Origin of the sequence: Roseovarius sp. EL26, assembly GCF_900327775.1 — a bacterium.
In the GTDB taxonomy this organism is placed as follows: domain Bacteria; phylum Pseudomonadota; class Alphaproteobacteria; order Rhodobacterales; family Rhodobacteraceae; genus Roseovarius.
Genome location: NZ_OUMZ01000005.1, coordinates 467,612 through 482,004, shown reverse-complemented (window position 1 = coordinate 482,004; position 14,393 = coordinate 467,612). Strand labels below are relative to the sequence as shown.

13 protein-coding genes are annotated in these 14,393 nt (G+C 53.6%); 7 read left to right on the top strand and 6 right to left on the bottom strand.

Features of this window, described 5'->3' with window-relative positions; genetic code table 11:
* Positions 1–64: 64 nt before the first annotated feature.
* From D9A02_RS04225 to D9A02_RS04210, 4 genes are all read left to right on the top strand, one after another.
* Positions 65–2,668 (top strand): TRAP transporter permease, encoded by a 2,604-nt coding sequence (locus D9A02_RS04225; RefSeq protein WP_120499716.1) that lies wholly within the window; start codon positions 65–67, stop codon positions 2,666–2,668.
* Positions 2,665–3,093, top strand: a complete 429-nt coding sequence (locus D9A02_RS04220) for a universal stress protein (protein ID WP_120499715.1) — start codon at positions 2,665–2,667, stop codon at positions 3,091–3,093. Before D9A02_RS04225 ends, D9A02_RS04220 begins: the two co-directional genes overlap by 4 nt.
* A 195-nt stretch (positions 3,094–3,288) precedes the next feature.
* The gene (locus D9A02_RS04215) at positions 3,289–3,678 is read left to right on the top strand and encodes a thiol-disulfide oxidoreductase DCC family protein (RefSeq protein WP_254054540.1); all 390 of its coding nucleotides are present in this window, start codon (positions 3,289–3,291) and stop codon (positions 3,676–3,678) included.
* Complete coding sequence (locus tag D9A02_RS04210) at positions 3,675–5,336, top strand: SDR family oxidoreductase (protein ID WP_120499713.1); 1,662 nt, start codon at positions 3,675–3,677, stop codon at positions 5,334–5,336. The genes D9A02_RS04215 and D9A02_RS04210 overlap by 4 nt, the downstream gene beginning before the upstream one ends.
* Positions 5,337–5,609: 273 nt before the next feature.
* On the opposite strand, the gene D9A02_RS04205 is transcribed toward D9A02_RS04210, so the two are convergent.
* Both D9A02_RS04205 and D9A02_RS04200 read right to left on the bottom strand, forming a co-directional pair.
* Complete coding sequence (locus tag D9A02_RS04205) at positions 5,610–6,995, bottom strand: aspartate aminotransferase family protein (protein WP_120499712.1); 1,386 nt, start codon at positions 6,993–6,995, stop codon at positions 5,610–5,612.
* 184 nt (positions 6,996–7,179) lie between these two features.
* The gene (locus D9A02_RS04200) at positions 7,180–7,623 is read right to left on the bottom strand and encodes an Lrp/AsnC family transcriptional regulator (RefSeq protein WP_120499896.1); all 444 of its coding nucleotides are present in this window, start codon (positions 7,621–7,623) and stop codon (positions 7,180–7,182) included.
* Positions 7,624–7,705: 82 nt separating this feature from the next.
* On the opposite strand from D9A02_RS04200, the gene D9A02_RS04195 reads away from it, so the two are divergent.
* The 3 genes from D9A02_RS04195 (at position 7,706) to D9A02_RS04185 (ending at position 10,006) form a co-directional block, all read left to right on the top strand.
* Entirely contained in the window at positions 7,706–8,305 is a 600-nt protein-coding gene (locus D9A02_RS04195; protein WP_120499711.1) for a LysE family translocator, read from the top strand.
* A gap of 65 nt (positions 8,306–8,370) precedes the next feature.
* Positions 8,371–8,988, top strand: coding sequence for a hypothetical protein (locus D9A02_RS04190; protein WP_120499710.1), 618 nt, complete (start codon positions 8,371–8,373; stop codon positions 8,986–8,988).
* A gap of 55 nt (positions 8,989–9,043) precedes the next feature.
* Positions 9,044–10,006, top strand: a complete 963-nt coding sequence (locus tag D9A02_RS04185; protein ID WP_120499709.1) for an acetyl-CoA carboxylase carboxyltransferase subunit alpha — start codon at positions 9,044–9,046, stop codon at positions 10,004–10,006.
* 122 nt (positions 10,007–10,128) lie between these two features.
* On the opposite strand, the gene D9A02_RS04180 is transcribed toward D9A02_RS04185, so the two are convergent.
* From D9A02_RS04180 to D9A02_RS04165, 4 genes are read right to left on the bottom strand one after another with little or no spacing between them, the layout of a single operon-like run.
* Positions 10,129–11,232: a transporter substrate-binding domain-containing protein gene (locus tag D9A02_RS04180; RefSeq protein ID WP_120499708.1), complete on the bottom strand. Its 1,104-nt coding sequence runs from the start codon at positions 11,230–11,232 to the stop codon at positions 10,129–10,131.
* 42 nt (positions 11,233–11,274) lie between these two features.
* Entirely contained in the window at positions 11,275–12,534 is a 1,260-nt protein-coding gene (locus D9A02_RS04175) for a transporter substrate-binding domain-containing protein (RefSeq protein ID WP_120499707.1), read from the bottom strand.
* Between the two features lie 29 nt (positions 12,535–12,563).
* The gene (locus D9A02_RS04170) at positions 12,564–13,349 is read right to left on the bottom strand and encodes a PP2C family serine/threonine-protein phosphatase (protein ID WP_120499706.1); all 786 of its coding nucleotides are present in this window, start codon (positions 13,347–13,349) and stop codon (positions 12,564–12,566) included.
* 3 nt (positions 13,350–13,352) lie between these two features.
* On the bottom strand, positions 13,353–14,297 hold the full coding sequence (locus D9A02_RS04165) for an FHA domain-containing protein (RefSeq protein WP_120499705.1): 945 nt from the start codon (positions 14,295–14,297) through the stop codon (positions 13,353–13,355).
* Positions 14,298–14,393: the final 96 nt, after the last annotated feature.

The window sequence follows — 14,393 nt, the reverse complement described above, 5'->3', positions numbered from 1 at the left end:
TCCGGCACCACGTGCCGGAGGTTTTTTGTTTAAAGTACTAAAATTTCCTTCGGGAGGGGACAGAATGGCCGATAACACAACAAACGTGGCCGATGACAATGAGCTAGAGGACTTCGTCGCGGATTCCGATACAGGCGGACGCGCACCGAAAGACGCCTTTGGCCGTAACGCGCTATGGTACATTCCGCTGTTTTGGTCGCTGTACCAGCTGTGGATCGCATCACCACTACCATTCATTCTGAAAATCGGGGTTTGGAACGATACGCAAACGCGTGCGATTCACCTTGGTTTTGCCGTTCTTCTGGCGTTCATCGCCTTCCCTGCTCTCAAATCCAGCCCGCGCAACAAAATCCCGATTCTGACTTGGGTTGTCGCATTGATCGCTGCTGCGGCTGCCTCTTATCAATGGTATAACTATGCGGGCGTTTCAGCGCGTACAGGTGCACCAAACCAAATGGACCTTGTGGTCGCTGTCGCCGGGATCATCCTGCTGCTCGAGGCCGCGCGCCGCTCGCTGGGCTTCCCGCTGATGGGTGTGGCCCTGTTCTTCCTCTCTTACGTCTTCTTCGGCTCATCTTCCTTCTTGCCCGAAGTGGTACAATGGAAAGGCGCCTCAATCGAGAAAGCCATGAGCCACATGTGGCTGACCACCGAGGGCGTCTTTGGCGTTGCTCTGGGCGTGTCGTCCGGCTTTGTTTTCCTGTTCGTTCTGTTTGGTGCCCTGCTTAACCAAGCGGGTGCTGGCAACTACTTCCTTAAACTTGCCTTTGCGGCTCTTGGTCACCTGCGCGGTGGTCCGGCCAAAGCTGCTGTGATTGCCTCTGCGGCAACTGGCCTGATCTCTGGATCGTCCATTGCCAACGTTGTCACCACCGGCACATTCACCATTCCGCTGATGAAAAAGGTAGGCTTTTCACCAGAAAAAGCTGGTGCGGTCGAGGTATCATCCTCGATCAACGGGGTCCTGACACCACCTGTGATGGGGGCTGTGGCCTTCCTGATGACCGAATATGTCGGCATTTCATACGTTGAAGTGGTGAAAACCGCGATCATCCCAGCCGCGATTTCCTATGTCGCACTGGTCTACATTGTGCACCTCGAAGCACTGAAGATGAAGATGCCCGGCACCAGCCGCATGCATCCCGTCAAGTTCATGCTTGGCGCGATCTTGATCATCGCCGTATCGATCATCATCGCTGGCGGCACACTTTGGCTCTGTGGCCAAATCGTCACCATCCTCAGCTCCACATTAGGTGGCGCATCCATGCCTGCCATTCTTGCGATTATCGCAGTGTCCTATATCGCGGCTGTACGTTTTGCCGCCAAAGCCCCGGATCTGGATATGAGCATTGAATCGATGCAGAATCTGCCACCCACAAGGGAAATCTTCAAGACCGGTATCCACTATCTGATGCCGATCCTGCTGCTGATGTACCTGCTGATGGTTGAACGCAAATCACCCGGTCTTTCGGCCTTCTGGTCAACCGTGTTCATGCTGGTCATTCTGGCCACGCAAAACCCGCTCAAAGCGTTCTTCCGCAATCAAACCAACATCGGCGCACACCTGCGTGCTGGTTGGAATGACATCACCGAAGGCCTGATCATCGGTGCCCGCAACATGATCGGCCTTGCCGCCGCCATGGGTGTCGCCGGGATCATCGTTGGTGCGGTGACGCTGACCGGTATTGGTCAGGTCATGGCCGAATTCGTTGAGTTCCTCTCTGGTGGTAACCTGCTGGCGATGCTGTTCTTCGTTGCGATCATCTCGATCATCCTCGGGATGGGCCTGCCAACCACAGCCAACTATATCGTTGTCAGCTCGCTGATGGCCGGTGTGGTGGTTGAGCTGGGCGCGCAAAACGGCCTGATCGTGCCGCTGGTCGCGGTTCACATGTTCGTCTTCTATTTTGGGATCATGGCAGATGTGACGCCGCCGGTGGGGCTTGCCTCCTTTGCGGCGGCTGCGATCTCCAAAGGCGACCCGCTTAAAACTGGGTTCCAGGCGTTCTTCTACTCGATCAGAACCGCGCTGCTGCCGTTCCTGTTCATCTTCAACACCGACTTGTTGTTGATCGATGTCGGGCCCTACCAAGCGGTCTTCGTCTTCGTCATCGCGCTGATCGCCATGCTGCTCTTTGCCGCCGGGACCATGAATTACTTCATGACCAATTCCCGTCTGTGGGAAAGTGCCGCCTTGTTACTGGCCGCGTTCACGCTGTTCCAACCCGGTTATTTCCTCAACCGGATTGCGCCAGAGTTTGAAACACGCCCGGCGGCAGAACTCTACACCATGGCTGAAGGGGCCGCTGCAAATACATCCCTTCGGGTGCGGCTGGCCGGCGAAAATATCAATGGCGATCCCGTTGATGCGCGCTACCTGCTGCCACTGGGCGAGGCTGGCGCAGACGGTCAGACCCGTCTGCTCAATGGTGCAGGCATTGAATTCCGCGATGAAGACGGCACCCTGTTCGTTGACAATCTGGAATTTGGCGGACCATCTGAACAGTTGAAAATCGACTTTGATTGGGAGTTGATGGAGCTTGAAGTTGCAGCCGACCGGATGCCAAAGGAACTCTTCTACCTTCCGGCTTTCTTACTGATCGGTCTGGTGACCATGTTGCAGCTGGGTCGCAAACGCAAAGAAGAAGCCGAGGAGGCAATGGCATGACCCAACATATCCTATGCGCGGTCGATTTGACCCACCCTAAATCCGAGGGCGCCATTCTGCGCAAAGCCGCAGATCTGGCCGGGTTCTATGGTGCAACACTCAGCGTGGTAACGGTCATCCCTGATTATGGGATGTCCATCGTCGGCAGCTTTTTTGAGGAAGGAACGCTCAAAAAAGCAACCGAAGCCACCAACCAGCAACTGCATGACTTCGTCGCCGAGACCATTCCCGGCATTGAGGATGTGCAGCACATCATAGAAATCGGCACGGTCTACGAACAGGTGCTCGACGCTATCGAACGCTCCAACGCCGATCTGGTGGTGATGGGCGCGCAAAAACCCACCTTGGCAGATCGAGTGCAAGGGCCAAACTCCGCCCGAGTGGCCCGCCACGCCAAAACTTCAGTCCTGATCGTGCGCACCTAAAAACATCTATCGCTTAAAAACAGCGCCCATCCCGTCCCTGGAGTGGGCGTTTTCTATTTGGCTCAAATCACCCCAGCGACATTTTGTAACCTGTGCGCAGGTTAGTATCAGCCCTACAACTTAAACATGCTCAGGCAACGCGCGCCATATTCATACCGACACGATTCATCAGTCCCCACATTTGAGGCTGGCGACGTGTTCACCGTGATGGACGCACACTGTGCCTTGTGTGCCCGTGGGGCCCGCTGGATTGCCCGCAACGACACCGCGCAAGAATTCCGTATCCTTCCAATCCAATCTCCGGCAGGTCGCGCCCTGCTACACCATTACGGACTGGACCCGAACGACCCCACGACCTGGCTCTACGTCGAGCATGGTCAAGCCTATACTTCCCTCGACGCCCTCGCCCGCGTCGGCACCCGGCTGGGTGGGGTTTGGCAAGCTCTACGCCTCTTCCACCTCCTGCCCAAAGCCATTCAAAACCCGCTCTATCGCACCGTTGCCCGTAATCGCTATCGCCTGTTTGGCAGCACCGACCTATGCAACCTGCCCGACCCCGATGTCCGTAACAGGTTAATCCCATGAAGATCCTCATCCTTGGCGGTTACGGCGTTTTTGGCGGGCGTTTAGCTGAACTTCTGTCAGATCTCCCCCAACTGGAACTGCTGATTTGTGGCCGCAATCTCGACCGCGCCATAGCCTTCTGTAACGCCTATCATGGTCAGCCACAGGTGCGCCCCCTCGCTCTGGATCGGGCACAGATCCATACCTGCCTGACCACAGAACAACCTGATCTGGTGGTCGACGCCTCCGGCCCGTTTCAACATTACGGCGATGATCCCTATCAGGTGGTCAAAGCCTGCATTGATGCTCGCATCAATTATCTCGATTTCGCCGACGCCGCCGACTTCGTCTTTGGCGTCACCCAGTTTGACCAATCCGCCCGGGACGCTGGGATTTTTATTTTATCCGGTGTCAGTAGCTTCCCGGTTCTGACTGCCGCCGTCCTGCGCGAGATGTCCAAAACCATGGACCTCACTTCAGTCGAAGGCGGTATCGCGCCCTCGCCCTACGCTGGCATCGGTCTCAACGTGATGCGCGCCGTTGTTGGCTATGCGGGCAGCCCGGTGAAATTAACCCGCGGTGGCAAACAAACAACCGCCAGCGGGCTAGCCGAAAGCCGACGACACACCATCGCAGTGCCCGGACGGTTGCCACTCAAAAACATCCACTTCTCGCTGGTGGACGTGCCTGATCTGCAGGTCATCCCGCCTGAACATGATACCTTACAAGACATCTGGATGGGCGCCGGGCCGGTGCCCGAAATCCTGCACCGTGCTCTGAACCTATTGGCCAAAGCGCGCGCGGCCTTGCACCTGCCAGCCCTGACGCCACTGTCGGGCCTGTTTTACAAAGTTCTGAACATGATGAAGTTTGGCGAACACCGGGGTGGTATGTATGTGCAGGCCACGGGTAAGCGCGAAGGGCAAGACCTTACCCAGACATGGCACCTTTTGGCCGAAGGCAATGATGGCCCCTATATTCCCTCCATGGCGATCGAGGCACTCATCCGCAAACTCTTGAACAAAGACACCCCCGCCCCCGGCGCCCGGACCGCGACGCGAACCTTAGAGCTATCCGACTACGATCAGCTGTTTGAAAACCGCACCATCTTTACCGGTTTCCGCTTAACTCCACCCCTCAATGCTTCACTCTATCGGCACATTTTAGGTTCGGCGTTTGAAAGCCTGCCTACGCCAGTTCAACAGTTGCATGACAGCGCCAACAAACGCGTTTGGAGCGGTCAGGCAGAGGTGCGTCGTGGTAAAGGATTTCTGGCCAATCTCGTCGCCCGCGCGATCGGCTTTCCGCCGGCGGCCGCTTCTGTCCCGGTCAGCGTCACGCTTGACCCTCAAACCGGTCAAGAGCACTGGACCCGAAACTTTGGCGGCCAGACCTTTTCATCGCAGCAAATGGTGGGTACCGGACGCAGTCAACATCTTCTGGTTGAACGCTTTGGCCCGATCAGCGTGGCCTTGGCACTGGTTGTAGAGGAGGACAGGATGTATTTAATCCCACGCCATTGGTCCTGCCTTGGCTTACCGTTACCCCGTACCTTACTGCCCAAAGGTCAAACCTTTGAAACCTTCGACGGGGACCAGTTTTGCTTCAACGTCACAATCGCAGCCCCGCTCATCGGGTTGATCGTTGCGTACAAGGGAACACTGCAACCCGCAGATTAGGCCCACATTGAGCCACTGATCCGCCTGCTTCATCTGGCAATAAATATCCCCGCCAGAGCAACCCCGAGACGAAGGCCGAAGACGAGACAACCTGCGCGCCGCAGGCGCACATTTGGGTTATCCGTCTCTAAACTGGTCGACCGGCTCAAAGTCCCGATATTCTCCCCATCGGTTTGTGTACATAACTAAGGGTCAAAACGTACAGGCTGTACACAAATCACAAAAGAAAAAGGCCGCTGATGCGGCCTTTTTGTAGAGTATTTCGTGAGTGGTTTAGCCGAACACTTTAGACAATGCATTGTCCGTTGCGGTGACAATCTCGTCGATATCGCTTTTAGTCGCGATCAGCGCAGGGCTATAGGCCAGCATGTTGTTGAAGCCCGGGATCGCTCGGTTTGAGGCGCCAATAATCACACCGTTTGCGTTACAATCCCCTGCAGTGGCCTGAACCAGCTTTTCGTCAACCGGCTCTTTGGTGCTGCGATCTGCGACCAATTCAACACCCAAGAACAAGCCCTTGCCGCGCACATCTCCGATAACTTTATGCTTATCTTGCAACGCTTTAAGTTGGTCCAACATGTAGTCACCCATCTTAACGGTGTTGTCCAACAGGCCCTCTTCTTCAATAATGGCCATGTTTTCAATCGCCGCCGCCGGACCTGCAGTACATCCACCAAAGGTGGAAATATCGCGGAAGTAGTTCATCGGATCGGTCGCGTCATCTTTGAACATGTCAAAGACTTTTTCGTTAGTTACACAGCAAGCAATCGCCGCGTAACCCGAAGCCACGCCTTTGGCCATGGTCACAAAATCAGGCTCAATGCCATAGTGCTGATAACCAAACCAAGTCCCTGTCCGGCCAACGCCACAGACAACTTCGTCAATGTGCAGCAAGATATCGTACTTCTTGCAGATTTCCTGCACACGTGGCCAGTAACCTTCTGGTGGCACAATTACACCACCACCTGCGGTCACCGGCTCAAGGCACAATGCACCAACGGTATCCGGACCTTCAGCCAAGATAACCTCTTCAATCGCATTGGCAGCTGCGATGCCGTACTCTTCGCCGGTCAGATCCCACTGTGCGCGATATTCAAGACAATGCGGCACACGGATGAAACCTGGGGTAAACGGACCGTACTGTGCCCCACGCTCGTCCTGACCACCAGCAGACAGCGTGGTGATGGTTGTTCCGTGGTAGTCGCGGTCACGATACAGGATCTTGTGCTTTTTGCCGCCATAACGCTTGTGCGCAATCTGGCGAACCATTTTAAAGGCTTTCTCGTTCGCTTCTGATCCTGAGTTTGTGTAGTATACACGGCTCATGCCAGGCATCTTGTCGATCAGTTGCTCAGCAAAAATAGCACCAGGGATGCTACCAGCAGTGTTTGCGAAATATGGCAGCTTGATCAGCTGGTCCCGCACGGCATTAGCGATCCGCTCACGGCCATAACCAACGTTAACGGTCCAAACACCGCCAGAAACCGCATCGATATGCTCTTTGCCCTTTTGGTCCCAGACGCGCATACCACGGCCTTCAACGATGATTCGGGGGTCAGCGGTTTCAAAAGGTTTATGCTGGATCAGGTGGTGCCAGACGTGGGCACGGTCAGCTTCCACAACCTTGCTGATATCATTATCAAAAATCTTGCCGTCCATAGCAGTGCTCCATCAGATGATGCCGGGCGTTTTCAGTCGAGTGAAAATGTGCCGGAAAAGGATCTTGTATTCATACCATATCAGCCTGAGATACGCAGAGTCTGATAGGGCCAAACCTTTCCCAGATATAAGGCCAGTATAGCAATCGACAAAAGCATTCCCGACAGTTTCACGTTATTCCCCGTCAGGCCCGCTCATCCTTTGGCGACCCCATGACCACGTAAGACGTGATCGAGCTGACTTGCGGCAGCGTCCCGACCACATCCGTGTGAAAGGACTTATACGCTGCCAAATCCGCCACTTCGATGCGCAGCAGATATTCAACCGCGCCGGTGGTGTTGTGACATTCGACCACTTCAGGTGCGACCGCCATCGCGCGTTCAAACGCCTGCTGGCTGGCTTTGGTGTGTGAGTTGAGCCCTACAGTTGCATAAGCAACGAACCCCACCCCCAATTTGGGACGGTCCAGAATTGCGCGATATCCAATAATGACACCACGTCGTTCAAGATCCTGCACCCGGCGCAAACAAGCCGAGGGCGACAGGTTGATTCGATCTGCCAGTTCAAGATTGCTGATCCGGCCGTTTCGGGACAGTTCACGCAATATATGATCGTCAATATGATCCATTAACATTTTATGTTGCAATTTTTCACGACCTACAACAAATATTCGCAATTCAAATGCGCAAACCACATCATAAATTGCACGTATGACAATTGAACTTTACTCCGCCCTCTTTACCTTTGCTTTGGTCACGGTCATCACGCCGGGGCCTAATAACCTGATGCTCATGGCCTCGGGCGCCAACTTTGGCTTTCGGCGTACTGTGCCGCATATGCTCGGTATTGGCCTCGGCATGCCAACGATGGTGGTGCTCGTCGGGATTGGGATCATGCAGATCTTTGATCTCTGGCCTGTTAGCTATACCGTTCTGAAGGTCGCCAGCGTTGCTTATCTGCTTTATTTAGCATGGAAAATTGCAAATTCAGCAGCACCCAAAAACACCGAGACCGAGGGCAAACCGCTCACTTTTTTGCAATCAGCGGCCTTTCAATGGGTTAATCCCAAGGCTTGGACCATGGCGTTATCAGCGATTACTCTATACGCCACAAGCCGCGATCTGACAGCCGTGCTTTGGGTCGCAGGAACTTATGTTATGGTCTCCTGTATCAGCACCACCAGCTGGACCGTACTGGGCCAGCAATTGCGGCGCATATTAAAAAATGAGACCCGTCTGAAAATCTTTAACATCACCATGGCGCTGTTGCTGGTGGCCACATTGATCCCCGTACTCTGGCCGAAAAACTGATACTCCCTGTTTTCATCACAGGCTTTCATAGATAAGTCATCCCCCAGTTCAATTGGGGTCCTTCAATGGCATTAACATTCATTCATACTGCCGAAGTGCATTGCGCCACATTTAATGCACTGCGCGATCAGATTTCGCCGGACACCGAAGTCTTGCATATCGTAAGGCCTGATTGGCTTGCGCGCGCGCAAACTGGTATTGCCGCTGAACTTGCGCAAGAGATCACTGAAGAGATACGCCTGATCGAAGGCGTAGTAATTTGTACCTGCACAACGATCGGAACCGCCGCAGAAGAAGCCGGCGCCATCCGTGTGGACTGGCCGATGATGCAAGCTGCTGCCGCTACGGGTGGTCCAATCTTGTTTGCCTTCTGTCTCGACAGCACCTATCAGCCCAGCCTTGCGTTGCTGGACAAAGCCCTAGAAGAGGCAGGCTCTCCGACTAAAGTTCATACTATGTCACTTGGTCAGTATTGGCCGCTGTTCGAGGCAGGGCAGGTCGATGCCTTTGCCGCCGTCATTGCCAGCGAAATACGCGGAATGGTCGAATTCAAACGTGAGATGGCCTGCGTGGTTTTGGCGCAAGCTTCTATGGCCGTGACCGTATCTTTGCTTTCAGACCTATCAATTCCGGTATTCAGCTCGCCCGAGTTCGCATTTCGTGCAGGATTAGCCGCGATGTGATTGCAAATTGCCCGCGATAACGCCATATATCGCAACGACAATTGTGGAGCATAGAATGACCAATTATCTCGACTTTGAAAAACCATTGGCCGAAATCGAAGGCAAAGCCGAAGAGTTGCGGGCCATGGCGCGTGCCAACGACGAGATGAACGTTGAGGATGAAGCCGGCGCGCTGGATAAAAAAGCCGCCGATATGCTGCGCGATCTATACAAGAACCTGACGCCCTGGCGCAAATGTCAGGTCGCACGCCACCCCGAACGGCCGCATTGCCGCGACTACATCGAGGCATTGTTTACCGAATACACACCGCTGGCTGGTGATCGTAACTTTGCTGACGATCTGGCAATCATGGGTGGGTTGGCGCGTTTCAATGACACGCCCGTTGTTGTGATCGGTCACGAAAAGGGCAAAGACACACAGTCACGTATTGAGCATAACTTTGGCATGGCCCGCCCCGAGGGTTACCGCAAAGCCATCCGACTGATGGAAATGGCCGGGCGCTTTGGCCTTCCTGTGATCACCTTGGTCGACACCCCCGGCGCCTATCCCGGCAAAGGCGCTGAAGAACGCGGCCAATCCGAAGCGATTGCCCGTTCAACCGAGAAATGCCTGCAAATCGGCGTACCACTTGTCAGCGTGATCATCGGCGAAGGTGGATCCGGCGGCGCGGTGGCCTTTGCCTCGTCCAACCGTTTGGCGATGCTGGAACATTCAGTTTATTCAGTCATTTCCCCCGAAGGCTGTGCCTCGATCTTATGGAAAGACGCCGAAAAAATGCGCGAAGCGGCCGAAGCGCTGCGCCTCACAGCACAGGACCTGACCCGCCTTGGCATCGCAGATGAGATCATTTCTGAGCCAATGGGTGGCGCACATCGCGACGCCAGCACCACGATCAACGCCGTTGGCGAAGCCATTGCCAAGATGCTTGATGGCCTGTCTAGTCAATCCCCTGATGAGCTGATCCAAGATCGCCGTCAGAAGTTCCTGAACATGGGTTCCAAAGGGTTGGCCGCCTGACCCCAGCCGATGCTCAAGCGGTCACGACTAAGATCATCATCTCGGGCAAATACTGAGCGAAGTATAATAAGAAAGGGCCGGTCCATTGGACCGGCCCTTCAATTTTGAGATCTAGATGCAGCTTAGTTAGACGCAGCAACCAGTTTGTCGTTATGCTCTTTCAGTGAGTCTGAAATAACAGCATACCACTCGCCAGATTCACGCATCTCGTTCAAACCACGGTTCAACATGGCAATGTACTGACGGCCATATGGGTTAGACTTGTGTGTAACAAAGCGCAGGCTTGAGAATGTGTTCACAAATGGATTCTCAACGATATCTTGTTGCGTCAGACCCATTTCGCTGAATACGTCTGCTGCTTTTTGCACCTCAAAAGAAGCGATATCTGCAGTACCATTCAAAACCGCATCCATGCACTCAGGACCGGTCACTGGGCGGATCATTTCAATCGCAGGAGCGACCAAGCCTTGCTCTTCAAGGTCATGAGTGAACCAGCTGTCCATACGGCAGATCGTTGCCCCTTGGAAATCTTTGAAGGAGCTTGCTGTTGCGTATTCGCTGTCTGGCAGCGTGTAGAAACCGATCACAGCGTCATAAACACTGACAGAACCGTCCAAAGTGTTACAGCGCAGTGCTGTATTCTCTGACCATTCGTAAGATTTGTTGCTGCAGTCAGGAATGTACCAAGCCATCGAGATGTCGAACGCGCCCAGTGGCAACAATGTTTCCAGGTGCGAACCCCAGTCATCTACGAAGCTGACAGAGTAATCACGCTGGTTGCCACCACGGTTCAATGCGGTTGTCGCCAAACGAACGATGAAACCACCACCATTCAAATCTTCAGTTGTGAACGGCGCCCAGTTACCACCAGTGACCAGCTTGATCGGGGGTTCATAGACGTTTGAGACGCGGTTCTTCGCAGCGCGATCTTCTTGCTCAGCGATCAATTCTTGCGCTGTCTGACCGTTTGCCAGGCTACCATCTTCACAAGGCAGGGCCAGAACAAGACCAGGCGCCAATTGACCGGGATTGTCAATTGTGTTTCGGTTCGCGTTAAAGATTGGCTGATAGTTGGATGTGCCATATGCCGTGATCGAGATCGTCGCCAAGGTATCACCATCGGCCACAGTATAATTAGAACATGCTTCTTGCGCGCTCGCAGCTCCGGCTGCCATCATAGCCACACCGGCAAATGCGGTAAGTGTGATATTTTTCAAGTCAAACATAGTAGTCCTCCAGATATTCCAAATTCATGCCCATTTTGGGCGTTAACCATTTTCCATTTGATAACGCAGTGCGGTCGAGATGATTTCGCGCCATTCGCCAGATTGCTGCATGATTTCCAAGCCTTCGTTCAATGTTTCCAGCAGCGCTTCACCATCAGGGTTGTCGACATGCGTCATAACATTGAGCGACTTGATCGCTGCAAGGTTGGGGTTTTCAATCAGTTCGAAATCGTACCCAAGACGGGCAATTGCCTCCACTGCGAGATGCGCTTCGATTGCAACTACATCGGCTGTGCCTGCCATCACGGCATCGAAACACTCATCCGGGGTATCCGGACGCATCAGTGTAATTGCTGGCTCGTACAGTCCGACAGCATCCATATGGCTGAGAGACCAGCCTTCCGGGCGACAGATTGTTGTGCCTGCAAATTCAACATAGCTTTGTGCTTCCTCATAGCCGGAACCGTCACGTGCAAAGAACGTGTCTACAACTTCGTAGAATGGATTAGAGAAGTTGTAAGCTTCGCACCGGTCTCGATCACTTTCGGAGAGCGCAGCTAATTCTTCGCAATTTGGCCGCGACCATGGAAAGGTTGCATCGAATGCCAGAGTTGGCATCAGCAGATCTAAGTGAGAGTTCCAGTCGTTAACGAACTGGATCTTATAAGATTGCTCTGGCGCAGCACGTAATAGCGCCGTCTCAATCAGTCGCGTATACAGCCCGCGGTCTGGCAGATCTTCATCAGTAAACGGTGCATAGTTACCGCCAGTGATGAGCAGGGCCTGACGGTCCCGGATTTCTGGGCGCTCATCGGTGCCAGCACCGCGGATCAATGCAGCCCCTTCGGCACGCGCTGTTTCGATCTCGGATTTTGCATTCACCCGAATTTCGGCCAACTCTTCGGCAGTGGCGCCGCGAGCTTCGGCTTCTGCGACGGCAACGCGAGCTTCGGCTTCAGCTATCGCTTTCGCCGCACGATCCTCAGCAGCACGCACCAGATCAGACGCCATTTCTGCGGCCAACTTCTCGGCTTCGGTCTTATCCTCGGCGCTCGAACTTGCTGTTTCCACACAAGGCAGCTTCAACTTTTCACCAACGCGAATGATGTTTGGGTTTTTGCCAATGACATCCCGGTTTGCATCATAGATCGCTCGATAATCGGCAGTTCCATAAACTGTCATCGCCAGTTCACGTAAGCTGTCACCACGCTGAATGGCATATGTGGAACAGGCTTCCTGTGCGAAAGCTGAGCCAGATGCGCCTGCAATGGCAAGGCTGGATGCTATTATATACTTCTTCATAGTCCTCGCATTCTCTTTTTCGTTTATTTTCAAACAGATAACAACTTTACCACGGCAATCGAAATATTATCCTGATCAGGATCTTCTTTGCTATGAACAGCCGTCAGAAGAGAATCAGAAATTTCTTGAGCGCTGAGCCCGGCACAGGCATTCAGAACCTCGAGGATTTGTGCATCCTCGAGATATTGAAGCCCATCGCTGGCCGCGATCAGCACATCACTCGGGGTTAGTTCCAGTGGCACACTGGGACAATCAACCTTAGGGATTGGAGCACCCATGATAACTGAGGTCAGCTGGTTGCGATCCGGGTGAACCTTGGCCTCTTCAGCACTCAGCAATCCTTGCTGGACCTGTGCATCAATCATTGGGGCCATCGAATGGTCCTCATTAATCTGAACCAAATACCCATCACGGAACAGGTACAGTGGTGAATCCCCGATCGAGATCCAGAACAGGCGATTCTTCAGTAAAAGCGTCCCCAGCATGGTGGAGCCCATTTTCAGGGCACCCTCGCTGTTTTCTGTATAACCTGAGACATCTGCATTCGCCTGCATCGCTGCAATTGGCAAAGCATCCATCAGGTTGCCCTCGATCACGTCACTGTCTTCAAGCTGCACGTCAAGTACAGATCGCCAAGCTTTGGTTACCAGATCAGATGCGACTTCACCTGCTTCGTGTCCCCCCATGCCATCGGCAACGACTACATAGGCGGCTTCGGCCGTATCAAAAGTTCGCGTCGCGATTGCATCTTCCTGCGTCTCGCGACGACCCTGATCCGCAATGACTGCGATGTCATATGTTGGGGCTGCGAGCATTCTTTATGAATCCGTCCAATCAAAGGTTTCATCACAGCAAGCAACAAAACGCATGGTAGTTTCACTGATCCGGATTGAATCACCATTAGACAGCGGCACCGTGGCTAGGACGGGGCTGCCGTTCAAGCGTACGAGATTGGCCTTACCGCCATGTCCAAGATAACATTTGCGATCTTCAGGATCGTAGGCAATCACCGCATGACTGCTACGTGAGATACCAGAATCGCCGAAATCGAGCTGGATAGCCTGATCGTCATTGCGACCGATCTGCATCAGGCCGGCAGTCAGGTTCAAGCTTGCACCGCGGCCGGGGCCAGACGTAACAACCAACCACCCCACAGGGAAGCTCACTTCTGCCTTAGCCGCTTTTTCTGCCGGGACCTGCTCCATCAAATCCTGAACATGCGTGTCTGGGCGTTCAAAACCCAAGAAGGTAGTTTTCACCCTGTCACGACGATTGTCAGCCGGAGCTGTTGCTGTGTTTTCCGCTACAGCAGCGGGAACCGCTTCATCTGCAGGGGTTATCTCTTCAACCGCTGGGGTTGGTGCTGCAGAAATCGATGCAACGTCTTCGATCTTTGCAGACTCTGGTTGAGGCGTAGGTTCCTCTGATTTAGCTTCGGCCTTGGATGCCTCTTCAACATTCAAGGTTTCGTTGATCACCAGAACATCAGGCATGTTTTCCATCGCCGCCATGGTCTTGGCATCGTCCTGCTCGGTATTATGATCAGGAAAATCGGGCATTTTGACTTCAGGAAGCAGCTCCTCTGTTTCCTCAAAGGACCCAGTTTTGCTTTTCTCTTCAGCCAGAACTTGGCGCAAAACATTCAGGTCTGCGATTGGCTCAAGTTTTTCAACATTGGTGGATTCCGCTTCACTTTTTGCGTCATCATTCGATTTTGCTGAGCCTTCGAGAAGTCGGCTGAGGGGGCTTTTATATTTGAACATATCTACTGAACCTTTTCTTCTTCTCGGAAAACGGAACCTGCGTTCCAAACGGAATTGGGAGTTAACATTGCGGTGACCTGGCCTGATATAAGCACC